This is a genomic window from Telluria sp. AIW5, from assembly GCF_056680575.1.
On the sequence record NZ_CM155289.1, the window covers coordinates 127,628 to 145,987 of the forward strand.

At 60.2% G+C, this 18,360-nt stretch carries 14 protein-coding genes, 2 tRNA genes and 3 rRNA genes; 9 read left to right on the plus strand and 10 right to left on the minus strand.

Annotated elements, in window-relative coordinates; genetic code table 11:
* Positions 1-40: 40 nt before the first annotated feature.
* From rrf to AC1MEM_RS00585, 6 genes are all read right to left on the minus strand, one after another.
* Positions 41-153, minus strand: a 5S ribosomal RNA gene (rrf, locus tag AC1MEM_RS00560).
* 126 nt (positions 154-279) lie between these two features.
* Positions 280-3,155 (minus strand): 23S ribosomal RNA (locus tag AC1MEM_RS00565).
* A 256-nt stretch (positions 3,156-3,411) separates the two neighbouring features.
* A tRNA-Ala gene (locus AC1MEM_RS00570) sits at positions 3,412-3,487 on the minus strand.
* A 21-nt stretch (positions 3,488-3,508) separates the two neighbouring features.
* Positions 3,509-3,585, minus strand: a tRNA-Ile gene (locus tag AC1MEM_RS00575).
* A gap of 76 nt (positions 3,586-3,661) precedes the next feature.
* Positions 3,662-5,196, minus strand: a 16S ribosomal RNA gene (locus tag AC1MEM_RS00580).
* The 16S, 23S and 5S rRNA genes sit together here with 2 tRNA genes alongside, the layout of an rRNA operon.
* 488 nt (positions 5,197-5,684) lie before the next feature.
* Positions 5,685-6,461 carry an enoyl-CoA hydratase gene (locus AC1MEM_RS00585; RefSeq protein WP_499474758.1) on the minus strand — a complete coding sequence of 259 codons (777 nt, stop codon included), beginning with the start codon at positions 6,459-6,461 and terminating at the stop codon, positions 5,685-5,687.
* Between the two features lie 166 nt (positions 6,462-6,627).
* Between AC1MEM_RS00585 and AC1MEM_RS00590 the strand changes: the two genes are divergently transcribed.
* Positions 6,628-7,848, plus strand: coding sequence for an MFS transporter (locus AC1MEM_RS00590; protein WP_499474759.1), 1,221 nt, complete (start codon positions 6,628-6,630; stop codon positions 7,846-7,848).
* 102 nt (positions 7,849-7,950) lie between these two features.
* Here AC1MEM_RS00590 and AC1MEM_RS00595 read toward each other — a convergent pair whose 3' ends face one another.
* The 4 genes from AC1MEM_RS00595 to apaG all read right to left on the minus strand — a co-directional run bounded on the left by AC1MEM_RS00595 (position 7,951) and on the right by apaG (position 11,393).
* Positions 7,951-8,214, minus strand: coding sequence for a hypothetical protein (locus tag AC1MEM_RS00595; RefSeq protein ID WP_499474760.1), 264 nt, complete (start codon positions 8,212-8,214; stop codon positions 7,951-7,953).
* 328 nt (positions 8,215-8,542) lie between these two features.
* The gene (locus tag AC1MEM_RS00600) at positions 8,543-8,824 is read right to left on the minus strand and encodes a hypothetical protein (RefSeq protein ID WP_499474761.1); all 282 of its coding nucleotides are present in this window, start codon (positions 8,822-8,824) and stop codon (positions 8,543-8,545) included.
* Positions 8,825-9,607: 783 nt separating this feature from the next.
* Positions 9,608-10,837: a murein transglycosylase A gene (mltA, locus tag AC1MEM_RS00605; protein WP_499474762.1), complete on the minus strand. Its 1,230-nt coding sequence runs from the start codon at positions 10,835-10,837 to the stop codon at positions 9,608-9,610.
* A gap of 181 nt (positions 10,838-11,018) precedes the next feature.
* Positions 11,019-11,393: a Co2+/Mg2+ efflux facilitator ApaG/CorD gene (gene apaG / locus AC1MEM_RS00610; protein ID WP_499474763.1), complete on the minus strand. Its 375-nt coding sequence runs from the start codon at positions 11,391-11,393 to the stop codon at positions 11,019-11,021.
* A gap of 171 nt (positions 11,394-11,564) precedes the next feature.
* Between apaG and rpe the strand changes: the two genes are divergently transcribed.
* The 8 genes from rpe to AC1MEM_RS00650 all read left to right on the plus strand — a co-directional run bounded on the left by rpe (position 11,565) and on the right by AC1MEM_RS00650 (position 18,246).
* Positions 11,565-12,236, plus strand: a complete 672-nt coding sequence (gene rpe / locus AC1MEM_RS00615) for a ribulose-phosphate 3-epimerase (RefSeq protein ID WP_192051504.1) — start codon at positions 11,565-11,567, stop codon at positions 12,234-12,236.
* Positions 12,236-12,934: a phosphoglycolate phosphatase gene (locus tag AC1MEM_RS00620; RefSeq protein WP_499474764.1), complete on the plus strand. Its 699-nt coding sequence runs from the start codon at positions 12,236-12,238 to the stop codon at positions 12,932-12,934. Before rpe ends, AC1MEM_RS00620 begins: the two co-directional genes overlap by 1 nt.
* 197 nt (positions 12,935-13,131) lie before the next feature.
* Positions 13,132-14,628 carry an anthranilate synthase component I gene (gene trpE / locus AC1MEM_RS00625; RefSeq protein ID WP_499474765.1) on the plus strand — a complete coding sequence of 499 codons (1,497 nt, stop codon included), beginning with the start codon at positions 13,132-13,134 and terminating at the stop codon, positions 14,626-14,628.
* 1 nt (position 14,629) lies between these two features.
* The gene (locus AC1MEM_RS00630; protein WP_499474766.1) at positions 14,630-15,196 is read left to right on the plus strand and encodes an anthranilate synthase component II; all 567 of its coding nucleotides are present in this window, start codon (positions 14,630-14,632) and stop codon (positions 15,194-15,196) included.
* A 59-nt stretch (positions 15,197-15,255) separates the two neighbouring features.
* Complete coding sequence (gene trpD / locus AC1MEM_RS00635) at positions 15,256-16,293, plus strand: anthranilate phosphoribosyltransferase (protein WP_499474767.1); 1,038 nt, start codon at positions 15,256-15,258, stop codon at positions 16,291-16,293.
* 10 nt (positions 16,294-16,303) lie between these two features.
* Positions 16,304-16,939 carry a LysE family translocator gene (locus tag AC1MEM_RS00640; RefSeq protein WP_499474768.1) on the plus strand — a complete coding sequence of 212 codons (636 nt, stop codon included), beginning with the start codon at positions 16,304-16,306 and terminating at the stop codon, positions 16,937-16,939.
* Between the two features lie 12 nt (positions 16,940-16,951).
* A complete protein-coding gene (gene trpC, locus AC1MEM_RS00645; RefSeq protein WP_499474769.1) occupies positions 16,952-17,752 on the plus strand; it encodes an indole-3-glycerol phosphate synthase TrpC in 801 nt (266 codons plus the stop codon).
* A gap of 2 nt (positions 17,753-17,754) precedes the next feature.
* Positions 17,755-18,246: a hypothetical protein gene (locus AC1MEM_RS00650; RefSeq protein WP_499474770.1), complete on the plus strand. Its 492-nt coding sequence runs from the start codon at positions 17,755-17,757 to the stop codon at positions 18,244-18,246.
* Positions 18,247-18,360: the final 114 nt, after the last annotated feature.

Sequence of the window (18,360 nt, forward strand, 5' to 3'; positions counted from 1 at the left end):
ACCCCACCAAGATCACTTGGTGGGGTTTCTTATATAACTAGCCTGACGATAACCTACTTTCACACTGGTTGCAGCACTATCATCGGCGCAAAGTCGTTTCACGGTCCTGTTCGGGATGGGAAGGGGTGGGACCGACTTGCTATGGTCATCAGGCATAACTTGTACGAGCGGCGTTCCCTGATGGGCAACGTGCTCAGAATCTGGAGGAAGTAAAGTTTCGGGTAGTGTGATCAACAAACAGCACACTGTATTCGAATTTCTATGACCTGCTAAGGTTATAGGGACAAGCCGTACGGGCAATTAGTACTGGTTAGCTTAATGCATTACTGCACTTCCACACCCAGCCTATCAACGTCCTGGTCTCGAACGACCCTTCAAGGAGCTCAAGGCTCCGGGAAATCTCATCTCAAGGCAAGTTTCCCGCTTAGATGCTTTCAGCGGTTATCTCTTCCGAACTTAGCTACCCGGCAATGCCACTGGCGTGACAACCGGTACACCAGAGGTTCGTCCACTCCGGTCCTCTCGTACTAGGAGCAGCCCCCTTCAAATTTCCAACGCCCACGGCAGATAGGGACCAAACTGTCTCACGACGTTTTAAACCCAGCTCACGTACCACTTTAAATGGCGAACAGCCATACCCTTGGGACCGGCTACAGCCCCAGGATGTGATGAGCCGACATCGAGGTGCCAAACTCCCCCGTCGATATGAACTCTTGGGAGGAATCAGCCTGTTATCCCCAGAGTACCTTTTATCCGTTGAGCGATGGCCCTTCCATACAGAACCACCGGATCACTATGTCCTACTTTCGTACCTGCTCGACTTGTCGGTCTCGCAGTTAAGCACGCTTATGCCATTGCACTATTAGCACGATGTCCGACCGTACCTAGCGTACCTTCGAACTCCTCCGTTACACTTTAGGAGGAGACCGCCCCAGTCAAACTGCCTACCATGCACTGTCCCCGATCCGGATAACGGACCAAGGTTAGAACCTCAAACAAACCAGGGTGGTATTTCAAGGATGGCTCCACGAGAACTGGCGTCCCCGCTTCAAAGCCTCCCACCTATCCTACACAGATTGGTTCAAAGTCCAATGCAAAGCTACAGTAAAGGTTCATGGGGTCTTTCCGTCTAGCCGCGGGTAGATTGCATCATCACAAACATTTCAACTTCGCTGAGTCTCGGGAGGAGACAGTGTGGCCATCGTTACGCCATTCGTGCAGGTCGGAACTTACCCGACAAGGAATTTCGCTACCTTAGGACCGTTATAGTTACGGCCGCCGTTTACTGGGACTTCAATCAAGAGCTTGCACCCCATCATTTAATCTTCCAGCACCGGGCAGGCGTCACACCCTATACGTCCACTTTCGTGTTTGCAGAGTGCTGTGTTTTTATTAAACAGTCGCAGCCACCAGTTTATTGCAACCCGTTCACCCTTCCACAGTAAAGTGGTCAAGCTACAAGGGCGTACCTTTTCCCGAAGTTACGGTACCAATTTGCCGAGTTCCTTCTCCCGAGTTCTCTCAAGCGCCTTAGAATACTCATCTCGCCCACCTGTGTCGGTTTGCGGTACGGTCTCGTATGACTGAAGCTTAGAGGCTTTTCTTGGAACCACTTCCGATTGCTTCGCAGCACAAGGCCGCTCGTCCCACTCCCTTGAATTACGCACCCGGATTTGCCTAAGTGCCTTCTATGAAGCAGAAACTGACTATTCCAACAGTCAGACAACCTTCCGCGATCCGTCCCCCCATCGCATCATACGACGGTGCAGGAATATTAACCTGCTTCCCATCAGCTACGCATCTCTGCCTCGCCTTAGGGGCCGACTCACCCTGCTCCGATGAACGTTGAACAGGAAACCTTGGGCTTACGGCGTGGAGGCTTTTCACCCCCATTATCGCTACTCATGTCAGCATTCGCACTTCTGATACCTCCAGCATCCTTCACAAGACACCTTCGCAGGCTTACAGAACGCTCTCCTACCATATCCAATAAAGGATATCCGCAGCTTCGGTGACTGGCTTAGCCCCGTTACATCTTCCGCGCAGGACGACTCGATCAGTGAGCTATTACGCTTTCTTTAAATGATGGCTGCTTCTAAGCCAACATCCTGACTGTTTTAGCCTTCCCACTTCGTTTTCCACTTAGCCAATCTTTGGGACCTTAGCTGGCGGTCTGGGTTGTTTCCCTCTTGACGCCGGACGTTAGCACCCGACGTCTGTCTCCCAAGCTCGCACTCATCGGTATTCGGAGTTTGCAATGGTTTGGTAAGTCGCAATGACCCCCTAGCCATAACAGTGCTCTACCCCCGATGGTGATACTTGAGGCACTACCTAAATAGTTTTCGGAGAGAACCAGCTATTTCCAAGTTTGTTTAGCCTTTCACCCCTACCCACAGCTCATCCCCTAATTTTTCAACATTAGTGGGTTCGGACCTCCAGGGCGTGTTACCGCACCTTCATCCTGGCCATGGGTAGATCACTTGGTTTCGGGTCTACACCCAGCGACTGTCGCCCTGTTCGGACTCGATTTCTCTACGGCTCCCCTATTCGGTTAACCTCGCCACTGAATGTAAGTCGCTGACCCATTATACAAAAGGTACGCCGTCACGGAACAAGTCCGCTCCGACTGTTTGTATGCACACGGTTTCAGGATCTATTTCACTCCCCTCCCGGGGTTCTTTTCGCCTTTCCCTCACGGTACTGGTTCACTATCGGTCGATTACGAGTATTTAGCCTTGGAGGATGGTCCCCCCATGTTCAGACAGGATTTCTCGTGTCCCGCCCTACTTGTCGTACGCTTAGTACCACCGTTTGAATTTCGTGTAAGGGGCTATCACCCTCTATGGCCAACATTTCCAGGTTGTTCCACTATCCAATCGACTATCACGTACAGGCTCTTCCCATTTCGCTCGCCACTACTTTGGGAATCTCGGTTGATTTCTTTTCCTGCAGCTACTTAGATGTTTCAGTTCGCCGCGTTCGCTTTGCATACCTATGTATTCAGTATGCAATGACCTAAAAGGCCGGGTTTCCCCATTCGGAAATCTGCGGATCAAAGTGTGTTTGCTCACTCCCCGCAGCTTATCGCAAGCTACTACGTCCTTCATCGCCTGTAATCGCCAAGGCATCCACCATGTGCACTTATTCGCTTGTCCCTATAACGTTAGCTCCTGGCGCGCAGTTACCCACCTGCCAGGAAGCGGTCATAGAAATAAGAGTACAGCTTGTTGCATGTTTGTTGATTTGTTACTACCCTAAGTGTTCGCTACATCATTGCTGACGCATCGAACGCTTAAAAAACTTTACTTCTTCCAGATTGTTAAAGAACGGAACAACAGTTAATCTCGAAAAGACTAAACGTAAATCTCACCAAGTATGGCTGACTTATATTTAGACTTTGCACCAAGGTGGTGGTGGAGGATGACGGGATCGAACCGACGACCCCCTGCTTGCAAAGCAGGTGCTCTCCCAGCTGAGCTAATCCCCCGATTGGGTCATGCAAATAACTTGGTAGGGCTGGTTGGACTCGAACCAACGACCCCCGCGTTATCAACACGGTGCTCTAACCAGCTGAGCTACAGCCCCGAAACTGTGTTCTTTGTTCAACAGTCGATAAGTGTGGACGTTTGGTGACTGGGCTCAAGGCCCGGTGCTACTCTAGAAAGGAGGTGATCCAGCCGCACCTTCCGATACGGCTACCTTGTTACGACTTCACCCCAGTCACGAATCCTACCGTGGTAAGCGCCCCCCTTGCGGTTAAGCTACCTACTTCTGGTAAAACCCGCTCCCATGGTGTGACGGGCGGTGTGTACAAGACCCGGGAACGTATTCACCGCGACATGCTGATCCGCGATTACTAGCGATTCCAACTTCACGCAGTCGAGTTGCAGACTGCGATCCGGACTACGATACACTTTCTGGGATTAGCTCCCCCTCGCGGGTTGGCGGCCCTCTGTATGTACCATTGTATGACGTGTGAAGCCCTACCCATAAGGGCCATGAGGACTTGACGTCATCCCCACCTTCCTCCGGTTTGTCACCGGCAGTCTCATTAGAGTGCTCAACTAAATGTAGCAACTAATGACAAGGGTTGCGCTCGTTGCGGGACTTAACCCAACATCTCACGACACGAGCTGACGACAGCCATGCAGCACCTGTGTTCAGGTTCCCTTTCGGGCACTCCCTGATCTCTCAAGGATTCCTGACATGTCAAGGGTAGGTAAGGTTTTTCGCGTTGCATCGAATTAATCCACATCATCCACCGCTTGTGCGGGTCCCCGTCAATTCCTTTGAGTTTTAATCTTGCGACCGTACTCCCCAGGCGGTCTACTTCACGCGTTAGCTGCGTTACCAAGTTAATTAAAACCCGACAACTAGTAGACATCGTTTAGGGCGTGGACTACCAGGGTATCTAATCCTGTTTGCTCCCCACGCTTTCGTGCATGAGCGTCAATCTTGACCCAGGGGGCTGCCTTCGCCATCGGTGTTCCTCCACATCTCTACGCATTTCACTGCTACACGTGGAATTCTACCCCCCTCTGCCAGATTCAAGCCTTGCAGTCTCCATCGCAATTCCCAGGTTGAGCCCGGGGCTTTCACGACAGACTTACAAAACCGCCTGCGCACGCTTTACGCCCAGTAATTCCGATTAACGCTTGCACCCTACGTATTACCGCGGCTGCTGGCACGTAGTTAGCCGGTGCTTATTCTTCAGGTACCGTCATTAGTGGAGGATATTAGCCCCCACCGTTTCTTCCCTGACAAAAGAGCTTTACAACCCGAAGGCCTTCTTCACTCACGCGGCATTGCTGGATCAGGCTTGCGCCCATTGTCCAAAATTCCCCACTGCTGCCTCCCGTAGGAGTCTGGACCGTGTCTCAGTTCCAGTGTGGCTGGTCGTCCTCTCAGACCAGCTACTGATCGTGGCCTTGGTGAGCCTTTACCTCACCAACTAGCTAATCAGATATCGGCCGCTCCAGGAGCACAAGGCCTTGCGGTCCCCTGCTTTCATCCTTAGATCGTATGCGGTATTAGCGTAACTTTCGCTACGTTATCCCCCACTCTTGGGTACGTTCCGATATATTACTCACCCGTTCGCCACTCGCCACCAGGGTTGCCCCCGTGCTGCCGTTCGACTTGCATGTGTAAAGCATGCCGCCAGCGTTCAATCTGAGCCAGGATCAAACTCTTCAGTTCAATCTCTGTTTGTTGGCATTGCTGCCACCGCTATTGCTAGCGGGTCGCTCACTCAAAATACTGACCGTTATCTCATTGCTGAGACAACGTATTTCTTTTTTGTGAACATTTGATAATTTAAGTAATCAGTGACCGAAGTCACTGGCACCTTCATCAAACGCCCACACTTATCGACTGTTAATTTTTAAAGAACTTGGGCTCCCGCCGAGGGCGGCACTGCCTTGCTGTGTTCTGCGAATCGTTTTGTTCGTCAGCAGCAGAGGAAGAAGAGTATGAAGCGTTTCATGATTCTCGTCAACTTCTTTTTTGCTACACCGCAAAATTCTGCGGCGCTCGTTGCGACTTCAACTACTTGATTTCGTTGTCGTTTTTGCGGCTGCCGCCGAGGCGGAGGCGAACTATAGCAAACCGGATGCAGGTCGCGCAAGTGTTTTTGCGCGACCGGATTTTTCGCAACATACGAGGTGCCAGAGCTCGCCAAACACGCCTTACATGCCTTCGAACTTCGCCTTGCGCTTCTCGAGGAAAGCCGACATCCCCTCCTTCTGCGCCGGGGTACCGAAAGCCGCATGGAAGAAGCGGCGCTCGTAGCGCACGCCTTCGGTCAGCGTGGTCTCGAAGGCGCGGTTCACCGAGTCCTTGATCGTCATCGCCACCGACACCGGCATCTCGGCAATAGTATTGGCCACGGCCAGCGCTTCTTCCATCAACTTGTCGGCCGGGAAGACGCGCGACACCAGCCCGGTGCGCTCGGCCTCGGCGGCGTCGATCATGCGCGTGGTCAGCAGCATGTCCATCGCCTTCGATTTGCCGATCGCACGCGGCAGGCGCTGGGTGCCGCCCGCGCCCGGGATCACGCCGACCTTGATTTCCGGCTGGCCGAATTTCGCGCTGTCGGCCGCGATCAGGAAATCGCACATCATCGCCAGCTCGCAGCCGCCACCCAGCGCATAACCGGCGACGACGCCGATCACCGGTTTGCGCACGTTCAAGATGTGTTCCCAGTTGCGGCCGATGTAATTGCCCTGGTAGGTGTCTGCATAGGTGTAATTCGCCATGGCCGCGATGTCGGCGCCCGCTGCGAAAACCTTTTCGCTGCCGGTGAGGATGATGACGTTGACGGCCGGGTCGGCATCGAACTTGTAGAGCGCGTCGCCCAGCTCGTTCATCATGTTGTCGTTCAGCGCATTCATCGCCTTCGGGCGGTTCAGGCGAATCACGGCCACCTTGCCGTGGTTTTCGATCAGCAGGTCAGCGTATTCCATGGGACACCTCTATATAGTGTGGATTGATGGTGCCGCGATTGTAGCGTCTTCACGGCCGGGAAAGGCGGGTCTCGTTGCGATGTATCATTGCGAACTAAGCAAGCCCTCGAACGAGCCGATCATCGCAACGAACCGCAATCCATTCACTCGCCTGGCCGCGGACGGTATGCTGCAGAGCAGCGACTTCCGCCGCCTCTGGCTGAGCAGCGCCTTGACCCAGTTCGGCGCCCAGATCACGCTGCTCGCGCTGCCGATGTGCGCGGTGCTCCTGATGCATGCGACGCCGAGCCAGATGGGAACGCTCGCCGCGCTCGAGTCCCTGCCCTTCCTGCTGTTCGGCCTGCCCTCGGGCGTGCTGCTCGACCGTTGCCGGCGCCTGCCGATCATCGTGTGCAGCGACGCGATGGTCGCCGCAGCCCTGGCGAGCGTGCCGCTGGCCTGGTGGTTCGAGGCGCTGACAATCCATTGGCTGTACGCGGTCGGCTTCGTGCTCGGCACGGGACTGGTCGTCGGCGGCAGCGCCGAGCAGGTCTTCCTCACCTTCGTGGTCGGGCGCGAACGGCTGGTCGATGCGCATGCCAGGCTTGCCGGCACCGAATCGGCCGCGCGCCTGATCGGTCCGGGCATGGCGGGCGCCATGGTGCAGCTGCTGGGCGCCCCGCTCGCCATTTTGTGCAATGTGGGCGCTTTCGTCGTCTCGCTGGCCAACCTGCGCCGCATCCGTGCGCGCGAGCCGCAACCCGCGCCCTCGACCGCCCATCCGCTGCACGACATCCGCGACGGGCTCGCCTTTGTGTGGCGCCAGCCGGTCTTGCGCACCCTGGCCTGGACGGCCGGCGCCTGGCATTTCCTGTTCTATGGTTACCTGGCCCTGCACGTGCTGTTTGCCACGCGCGTGCTGGGCATGGCGCCGGGCGTGATGGGGACGGCGCAAATGCTGGGTGGCGCCGGCATCCTGGCCGCCTCGGTCCTGATCAAACCACTGTCAAAACGCTACGGCACCGGACGCGCGATCCTGGTCGGCCTGTGCGTGTCGGCCTGCGGCTTCGCGCTGATGCCGGCAATTCCCGCAGCGCTGGCGGGCAGCACCGCGCTCACCGCCAGCGCCTACGGCAGCGTTGTGTTCCTGCTCGATTGCGGCGCGACCCTGTTCTTCGTGCCCTATATCGCCCTGCGCCAGCGCGTGACGCCGGATGCGGTACTGGGCCGGATGGTGGCGACGATGCGCTCGCTGACGGTGGCCAGCGCCCCGCTCGGCGCGATGGCGGCCGGGGCGTTGGCCGAGCGCTTCAGCGTGCGCACCGGGTTGATGTGCGTTGCGGGCGGCGCGCTCGTGCTGGCGGTGGCAGCCGTGGTGGGGACCCGGCTACGGGATGTGAATGATTGAACGGTCAACCACCAGTTACGAGACGACTTAAATGCCGCTGTCCACGGTCAGGAGAGGGCTAGCAATGCACGAAGAAGTCTGCACTTGACGCTTAGCGGAATATCAGTGAAGTAGACGCGGTAAGACGATCGCAATTGAAATGACGAGCACAATCGTAGTAGCCGACGCACTGATGTAGTCTTTTTTATAGGCAAAGTAGCCTGATCCCATCCCCACGATGCCGCATACAATGCCGATCATTGGTGCCGCAAACATCACAATTATCAAGCCGTAAGAATTGTACATTTGCGAAAGCATCAACGAGCCGACCCCAAGTGTGCCAAAAACGGCGTGTAGCACGAAGCTGCAGAAAAGCGCCCATTTCATGTCTAGCTCCTAATAATTGGTGATTGAATGCCGGTTGCCCGCATGCCCAACGAACCGTCTGCCTGGTACTGCTGCGCATGAAAGGGGTCGCGCTCAAGCGTAATAGTTGCTCCCCTACATATGTTCGATTAAATCAAACAATCTCGGCCCTTTATGATTGAAGGGGTAACCGGGCGCGCGTTTGCAGGCAAGCCCTTGTCTCTGCTCGACCTGCGAGGAAGCCGTCGGGTAACGGGTATTCACGGTCACCATCGGAATTTTGATACGCCAGTGCGGCTCAAACAAACGGAGGGAGGGAGTGCAAATAGCACATGTCACCTGGAGATGATCATAGAGATGAAGACAACATGGTCACGATGGCGATGACAATCGAAAACGTCAGCAGGATGCTAACGGCGGCAGCGCCGCCATACTCCTTTCTATAAACGTAGTAGCCCGAGCACATGCCGACAAATCCGAACACAACACCGATGATCGACGCCAGGAGCCACGCGACGGCTTCCCCATAGGAACTATCCGTCGGCGAAACCCAGAGCATCAGGTAGCGGACACCGTAGATGGCGAGTACGGCATACAGCACAAAACCGCCCAACAACATCATCCATTCCATGCTCTGCTCCTTGTAGCTGGACACGACGAACTGGTTGTGATCGCGATCCACGCATACCGAACGTCGACTCTCCCGCAGCTTTTTGAAGCGCACCCGGTCTCTGGGCAGCCCACGTGAGGGTGGCGTCGGCGGTAACGGTCCGGATCACCCGCTCCAGCGACGTTAGCCTTGGTGGCGCGAGCGCCCCCGCGGGATAGTACTGATCCACCGCCGCCGTGGCGCTTGCACGGAAATTGCCGATGGTAACGTGAACAACGTCGCTGCGACAGGAGCCAGCTCAGCCATGCGCCGGCTATTTTCCGCGCCCAGCAACGCCTCACCCATCTCTAGGCACCCACCGCGTGGAAACCATTGGCCAGCGTAGGCAGCCAAGTGATCACGGAACCTACGGACATGGTCTAGATCCGCCCTCTCCGACGCAGCTCGGGCGGATGGTCGTCGACGGGTGACATTGGCCTTAGCGAGTCTGCGCTTCGGGCGCCGGGCGCCAGATGCCGGCTTGGTAGCGAAAGGAGATCGGAGATAAATTTGAGCTGCCCGTCGACATACCAGGCCGAAGCCGCGGTAGCGCAGCTGTTGAGTTTGCGAACGACCGACCAGCGACCGGAAGATGCTCGCGCACGGCGAACGCCATGTGCTAATACGTCCGGTGGCATTTGGTCAGATCCAGCCCGACCTGAGCGATCAGCACCACGTCCTCCGGGAGCTTGTCGAGGGCGGCGCGCGTGCCGCCGGCCATGTCCGGCTCCGGCAAGCGGCTTCCGGCGCCACAGAGCGACCGCGTTACTTAGGCAACAGCACCCACACATTACCGCGCTGCTTCATCTGCCCCGCATACTCGGCCGCATTGCCACCGAAGCCGAAGAAGAAATCCGCCCGCACCGCACCGCGAATCGCGCCGCCGGTATCCTGCGCCATCATCAGGCGCTGGATAGGCGCACTCGTCGCCGGATGCGTGGTCGCCAGGAACAGCGGCGCGCCCAGCGGCACCTGTTGCGGGTCGACCGCCACCGAACGCTCAGGCGTCAAGGGAACGCCGAGCGCGCCCTTCGGCCCGACACCCGGATCCGGCAGGCGCTCTTCGCGGAAGAAAATATAGCTCGGGTTGATATTGAAAAGCTCCTGGCGCCGCGCCGGGTGGGCCACGATCCACTCCTTGATGCTCTGCGCCGAGACGCCGTCGGCGGGCAACTCTCCCTGCTCCACCAGCCAGCGCCCGATGACTTTATAGGGATGGCCGTTCTGGTCGGCGAAGGCGACGCGCACCGTCTCGCCGGTCTCGTCGATGCGCACGCGCCCCGAACCCTGCACCTCTAAAAAGAATGCCTCGACCGGATCGTCGACCCAGACCAGTTCCTTGCCGTTCAAGGGCGCGCGCTCGATGTCGGCGCGCGTGCTGTACGGGACCACGGTCTTGCCGACCAGCCGTCCGCGCAGGCGCATGTTCTTCAGGCTCGGATAAGCGCCAGCCAGGTCGACCGTGATCAGGTCGTCCGGCACCCGGTACAGCGGCGTCTGGAAGGCGCCGCCGCGCTTGCGCGATCCGCGCAGCATCGGCTCGTAATAGCCGGTGATCAGGCCGGTATCGGCGCCGTCGGGCATGCGCATCTGGTTCGGGACGAAATACGTTTCGAAGTAGCGGCGGATCGCACTGCCATCGCCCGCGTCGACGGACGCCGCGGCCGCACACGGCGCACTCCACTGCGGCTTCTTCGCCAGTACGCGACAGGAAGCCGTGAACGCCGGCCAGGCCTGGCGCAGGTCGTCCTGCTGCCAGCCGGGCAAGGACTCGAACGACACCGGCGTCATCGGCGGCACGGGCGGTACGGGGATGGCGACCGGGCCGACCGGCGGTGGCATGACGATGTCCGGCTGCCTGGATGGCGTCGGCGTCGGCGGCGCCGGCGGCACCGGCTGCGGCTTCACCGGCGCGGGCGGCGGCGTGCTGCAGGCGGCCAAAAGAAGGGCGACGAGGGCTAACGAGCTTGGTACACTGCGACGTATCGATTGCATAAGGACAGCCATGTGGATCTTGATGTTGGAAGTGGGCGCGGCGTTTTTCCTGCTCGTGTTTATCGTCTGGTGGACGATGTTCTCGGGCCGGCCCGAGAACCGCAAGCGGCCGCTGCGCGAGGACAAACAGGCCCTGGGCGAGCCGCCGCGCGAGCAGTAAAGCGCGAGCAACAGAACGCTGTCAGTGCAGCATGCTCGGCAGCGTGAGCACGAATTCCGGAATCTTGACTTCGAAGCGGTGCCCATCCTCGGCCACGCAGAAGTATTCGCCGTGCATCGAACCCTGCGGCGTGGCCAGCGGCGTGCCGCTCGAGTATTCGAACTGCTCGCCCGGCTTCAGCAAAGGCTGGTGCCCGACCACGCCCAGGCCCGCCACTTCCTGCACCTGGTTGTTGGCGTCGGTGATGATCCAGTGGCGCGAGATCAGCTGGGCCGGCACTTCTCCCGTGTTGCGGATCGTGATCGTGTAAGAGAACAGGTACTCGTCCCGCTCCGGCTTGCTTTGCTCGGGCAAGTACTTGGTGCGGACGGTAACGGACATATCGTAGGCGGCCATCGGCTTCCTCTTCTTCTATTAGTGGAGACGCATGTGCGCAAAGGGCCATGATACCGCGTGCGGGAAAATCGGGTCGCAAGCGCGGGCTGCGCGCATCCCTGCCAGCTCGGCGTAAAATAGCGGCTTCACCCAACCGCAGCGCCACGCAGCGCCACGCAGCGCAACTTACTTATGACCACCTACCGCATCGCTCCCAGCATCCTGTCCGCCGATTTCGCCCGCCTGGGCGAGGAAGTCCGCAACGTCGTCGAAGCAGGCGCCGACATCATCCACTTCGACGTGATGGACAACCATTACGTGCCAAATCTCACCATCGGCCCGCTGGTCTGCCAGGCGATCCGCCCGCACGTGCAGGTGCCGATCGACGTCCACCTGATGGTGAAACCGGTCGACCGCATCATCCCCGACTTCGCCAAAGCCGGCGCCAACATCATCACCTTCCACCCGGAAGCGTCCGAACACATCGACCGTACGCTGCAGCTGATCCGCGACCACGGCTGCAAGGCCGGCCTCGTGTTCAACCCGGGCACGCCGATGCACTACCTCGAGCACGTGATGGACAAGATCGACATGATCCTGATTATGTCCGTGAACCCCGGCTTCGGCGGCCAGTCCTTCATTCCGGAAGCGCTGAAAAAAATCGCGATCGCGCGCCGCCTGATCGACGAATCGGGCCGCGACATCATGCTCGAGGTCGACGGCGGCATCAAGGCCGAGAACATCGCAGCCGCCGCCGCTGCCGGCGCCGACACCTTTGTCGCCGGCTCGGCCATCTTCGGCAAGCCCGACTACAAGGCCGTGATCGACGCCATGCGCGCCGAACTGGCCACGGTCGGCAAATAATGCGTCCGGGCGCTGCGGCCATCCGGGCCGCCATCATCGATCTCGACGGCACCATGCTCGACACCGTGCCCGACTTTGAACTGGCCCTGAACGGCATGCGCGCCGATTTCGCACTCGCGCCGATCGGGCAGGACGTCATCAAGCCCATGGTCGGCAAGGGTTCGGAAAAGCTGATCCGCGACGTGCTCGCGCTCGACTACGACAGCGCGCGCATCGACGCCGTCTTCGACGAGGCGATGGCCGCCTACCAGCGTCACTACCTCGCCATCAATGGCGAGCGCAGTGTGCTGTACCCGGGCGTCATCGAAGGCTTGCAGGCCATGCGCGACCTCGGCCTGCGCCTGGCCTGCGTGACCAACAAACCCATCGCCTTCGCCACGCCGCTGCTGGCGCAAAAGGGACTGGCGCCGTATTTCGAGCTGGTCTATGGCGGCGACTCGCTGCCGCGTAAAAAACCCGATCCCCTGCCCCTGCTGCAGGTGTGTGCGGATTTCGACCTGGCGCCGTCCTCCGTGGTGGCGATCGGCGACTCCTCGAACGATGCCGAAGCGGCGCGCGCAGCGCGTTGCTTCGTGCTCACTGTGCCATATGGTTATAACCACGGAAGGCCTGTGCAAGACATCGATTCCGATGGTATAGTTAATTCGCTTCTGGATGCCGCCGAGCTCCTTCGTGCGCACAACAGCACCCAAAACTAACTCATCTATACATGTTCTTCACTAAAAAACACACCGTCAACCAGACCGGCGCCCTTGAGGCCTGGCTGTGGCGACGCTGGCAATCCTGGGCTAACTGAACCCGTCTTGATTGCTGCCGGCTGCACATGCACCGGCAGGTTTTTTAACACCACCGCCGCCCATCCTCCATCTCGAACGCTGGCGGCCCGGAGAAGAACATGACCGAACTCGAATTCAAATCGCTGGCCAACCAGGGCCATAACCGCATTCCGCTGATCGCCGAAGCTTTCGCCGATCTCGAAACGCCGCTGACCCTGTACCTCAAGCTGGCCCAGTCGCAGAACACCGGCAAGAACACGTTTTTGCTCGAATCGGTCGTCGGCGGCGAGCGCTTCGGCCGCTATTCCTTCATCGGCCTGCCGGCCAAGACGCTGCTGCGCAGCAGCGGCAACCTCACCGAAATCGTCACCAACGGCGTCGTCACCGAAACGCACGAAGGCAATCCGCTCGACTTCATCGAAGCATTCCAGGCGCGCTTCAAGGTCGCGCTGCGTCCGGGCATGCCGCGCTTCTGCGGCGGCCTGGCCGGTTACTTCGGCTACGACACGGTGCGCCATATCGAACGCAAGCTGGCCGGCAAGGCGCCCCACGATACGCTCGGCCTGCCCGACATCCAGCTGATGGTGACCGAAGAACTGGCCGTCATCGACAACCTGTCCGGCAAGCTCTACCTGATCGTTTATGCGGACCCGGCGCACCCGGAAGCCTTTGCGAAAGCGCGCCAGCGCCTGAAAGACCTGCGCGTGATGCTGCGCCGGAGCGTCGATGCGCCGGTCACGACGGCGTCGGTGCGTACCGAAGCGGTGCGCGAATTCAGCAAGGAAGCGTATTTAAAAGCGGTGGCGACGGCCCACGAATACGTGATGGCCGGCGACCTGATGCAGGTGCAGATCGGCCAGCGCATCCGCAAGCCGTATGTCGATTCGCCGCTCTCGCTGTACCGCTCGCTGCGGTCGCTGAATCCGTCGCCGTACATGTACTACTACAATTTCGGCGACATGCAGATCGTCGGCTCGTCGCCCGAGATCCTGGTGAGGAACGAAACCTCGGCCGCCGGCGAACGCAAGGTCACGTTGCGCCCGATCGCCGGCACCCGTCCGCGCGGCTCGACGCCGGAACGCGATGCCGAGCTGGCAACCGAGCTGCTGGCGGACCCGAAGGAAATCGCCGAGCACGTGATGCTGATCGACCTGGCGCGCAACGACATCGGCCGCATCGCCGACACCGGCACCGTCAAGGTGACCGACCGCATGGTCATCGAAAAATACTCGCACGTGCAGCACATCGTCTCGAACGTGGAAGGCGCGCTGAAGGAAGGCATGTCGAACCTGGACGTGCTGCGCGCGACCTTCCCGGCCGGCACGCTCACCGGCGCGCCGAAAGTGCGGGCGATGGAAATCATCGATGAGCTGGAGCTGACCAAGCGCGGCATCTACGGCGGCGCCTGCGGTTATCTCTCCTTTGGCGGCGAGATGGACGTGGCGATCGCGATCCGCACGGGCGTGATCAAGGACGGCAACCTGTACGTGCAGGCCGCGGCCGGCATCGTCGCCGACTCGATCCCTGAAATGGAATGGCAGGAAACCGAAGCCAAGGCGCGCGCCGTGCTGCGCGCCGCCGAACAAGTGCAAGACGGACTGGATGGGGAGATCTGACATGCTGCTCATGATCGACAACTACGATTCCTTCACCTACAACATCGTCCAGTATTTCGGCGAACTGGGTGAAGAAGTGCGCACCGTGCGCAACGACGAAATCACGCTGCAGGCGATCGCGGAGATGAAGCCGGACCGCATCTGCATCTCGCCCGGCCCGAAGGCGCCGCGCGACGCAGGCGTTTCGGTCGCCGCTATCCGCGAGTTCGGTGGCAAGCTGCCGATCCTCGGCGTCTGCCTCGGCCACCAGGCGATCGGCGAAGCCTTCGGCGGCAAGATCGTGCGCGCCAAGCAGGTCATGCACGGCAAGACCTCGCTGATCGCGCACACCGGGGAAGGCGTGTTCAAGGGCATCCCGAGTCCCTTCACCGTGATCCGCTACCACTCGCTGGCCATCGAGCGTGCGTCGCTGCCGGCCTGCCTGGAAGTGACCGCCTGGACCGACGACGGCGAAATCATGGGCGTGCGCCACAAGGAGTTCGATATCCAGGGCGTGCAGTTCCACCCCGAGTCGATCCTGTCCGAACACGGCCACGCGCTGTTCAGGAACTTCCTCGAAGGTTGCTAGTCCCTATCGGGCCGTATCGCCAGCGCGGTGCGGCACACCATCAAGCTACTGGAACGCCCATGAAGATCACCCCACAAGAGGCGCTGCTGCGCTGTATCGAGCACCGCGAAATCTTCCACGACGAGATGCTGCACCTGTTCCGCCAGATCATGTCGGGCGAGATGTCGCCGACCATGGTCGCGGCGCTGACCGTCGGCCTGCGCGTGAAGAAGGAAACCATCGGCGAGATCACGGCCGCCGCGCAAGTCATGCGCGAGTTCTCGACCAAGGTGCCGATGGCCGACACGACCAACCTGCTCGACATCGTCGGCACCGGCGGCGACGGCGCCAACACCTTCAATATTTCCAGCGCCTCGATGTTCGTGGCCGCCGCAGCCGGCGCGCGCGTCGCCAAGCACGGCGGGCGCAGCGTCTCGTCGTCCTCGGGCAGCGCGGACCTGATCGAAGCGCTCGGCGCCCACATCGACCTGAAACCCGAGCAGATCGCGCAATCGATCGCGCAGACCGGCATCGGCTTCATGTTCGCGCCGAACCACCATGCGGCGATGAAGCACGTGGCGCCGGTGCGCCGCGAGCTGGGCGTGCGCAGCATTTTCAATATCCTCGGGCCGCTGACCAATCCGGCCGGCGCGCCGAACATCCTGATGGGCGTGTTCCACCCCGACCTGGTCGGCATCCAGGTGCGAGTGCTGCAGCGCCTCGGCGCCCAGCATGCGCTGGTCGTCTGGGGCCGCGACAACATGGACGAGGTGTCGCTGGGCGCCGGCACCCTGGTCGGCGAGCTGGTGAACGGCGAGATCCGCGAATACGAAATCCACCCGGAAGATTTTGGCCTGTCGATGATCGCCAGCCGCAACCTGAAAGTGGCGAACACCGAGGAATCGAAAGTGCGCGTGATGGAAGCGCTGCGCGGCGAGCCGGGACCGGCCACCGACATCGTGGCGCTCAACGCCGGCACCGCGCTGTATGCGGCGGGCGTGGCCGCGTCGATCGAAGAAGGCTTGGCCAAGGCGCGTGCTGCCATCGCGTCCGGCGCGGCCATGGCCAAGCTCGAGCAGTTCGTCAACGTCACGCGCCAGCTGGGCGCCCAAGCTTGAAGGAGCCTTCATGTTCGGAATCCACGACCTTCCCCTGTTTGTGATTTCCGGACTGCTCCTCAACATCATGCCGGGGCCGGACTCGCTGCTGATCATGACGCGCAGCGCCACGCAAGGCTGGCGCGCCGGCTGCGCGGCGGCGCTGGGCATCGGGACCGGCACCCTCGTCCACATCTTCGCCGCGGCGCTCGGGCTGTCGGCCGTGCTGGCGACGTCCGCCACCGCGTTCACGGTGGTGAAGCTGGTCGGTGCGGCTTACATCCTTTATATGGCGGTCGGGCTGCTGCGCAGCCGCAGGCAGGATGGAGAAGCGCCGCCGCTGGTGCTGCCGGTCCTCCCCTACCGCACCATCTTCGCCCAGGGTTTTCTCACGAATGTGTTGAACCCGAAGGTCGCGATTTTCTTCCTCGCCTTCGTCCCGCAATTCATCACCGCCGACGCGCCGAACAAGGCACTGGCCTTCATCGTCCTCGGCTGCATTTTCAATGTCAACGGCATGCTGTGGTGCGGCGCCCTCTCCCTCGCGACTGCCAGGGCCAGCGCACGCATCAAGCTCAGCCCGGCCGTCTCGCTCTGGCTCAACCGCGTCACCGGCGGCCTGTTCGTCTGGCTCGGCGTCAAGCTGGCGCTGGCCAAGTCTCACTAAAGGTTTTTAAGCATGTCCGATATCCTGAATAAAATCCTGGCCGTCAAAGCCGATGAAGTGGCAGCCGCCAGGAAGCACCGCGATCTCGCCAGCCTGCGCCGCGAAGTCGAAGGCGATGCAGAACTGCGTGCCGGCATCCGCGGCTTCGAAGCGAGCCTGCGCAAGAACATCGCCGCCGGCCGCGCCGGCGTGATCGCCGAAGTGAAAAAGGCCTCGCCCTCGAAAGGCGTGCTGCGTCCCGACTTCCGTCCGGCGGCCATTGCCGAAAGCTACGCGGAGGGCGGCGCCGCCTGCCTGTCGGTGCTGACCGACGTGAACTTTTTCCAGGGCAGCGTCGAGTACCTGAAGCAGGCGCGCGCAGCCGTCGAGCTGCCCGTGATCCGCAAAGACTTCATCGTCGACATGTACCAGGTGTACGAAGCGCGCGCGATGGGGGCCGATGCCATCCTCCTGATCGTCTCCGCGCTCGATCACGGCCTGATGGCGGAATTGGAAGCCTGTGCCCGGGAACTTGGCATGGATGTGCTGGTCGAAGTACATGACGGTGATGAGTTGACCGCAGCCCTGAAGCTGAAAACGCCGCTGGTCGGCATCAACAACCGCAACCTGCGCACCTTCGAGGTTTCGCTGGACACCACCATTGGCCTGCTGCCGCGCATCGGCAGCGAGCGGCTGGTCGTGACCGAATCGGGAATCATGGTGCCGGGCGACGTGCAGCGCATGCGCGAGGCGAACGTGCACGCGTTCCTGGTGGGCGAGGCGTTCATGCGTGCGGCTAGCCCTGGTGACGAACTTCGACGATTATTCGACTAATCATGATCACTTCCATCCGCACCTCGGCTAGCTTCCTTCTACTACTGGCAGCTTTGGGCGGATGCAGCGCGGTCCAGCCCGTCGCTTCCACTGCCAGGCGCCTCGTCGCCGCGATTCTTCCCACTCCCCACACCGAGGCGCCCGTCGCGCGGCCCTCCCCTTCGCTCGACGCCTACAAGGCCGAAGTGGCGCAGCACGTCATGCGCGCCAACAGCGGACAGACCTTCAGCGGACGCTTGCCGCCAATGCTGCCGGCGATCGTCGTGGTCAATATCACGGTGGGGGAAGACGGGGAGTTGCAGGATGTCGCCGTGCAGCGCTCGCGCGACCCCGATGCCTCGAAGGTGGCGGTGGCCTCGATGCGGCGCAGCGGGCGCCTGCCGCGGCCCGTGAACCTGCTGGCGGCGAACATGCGGGCGCTGACGTTTTCGGAGACGTTTTTGTTTGACGACCAGTATCGGTTTCAGTTGCGGTCGCTGGCCGGGCCGCAGTGATCAGGTTTTCCGCCGATGCGGCAGAGGCGCGACGTCGGGTATGCCGGAACACGAAAACGCATGGGCATGCCCACCCTACGTTACGCCACTGCCACGGACGTAGCACACCGTAGG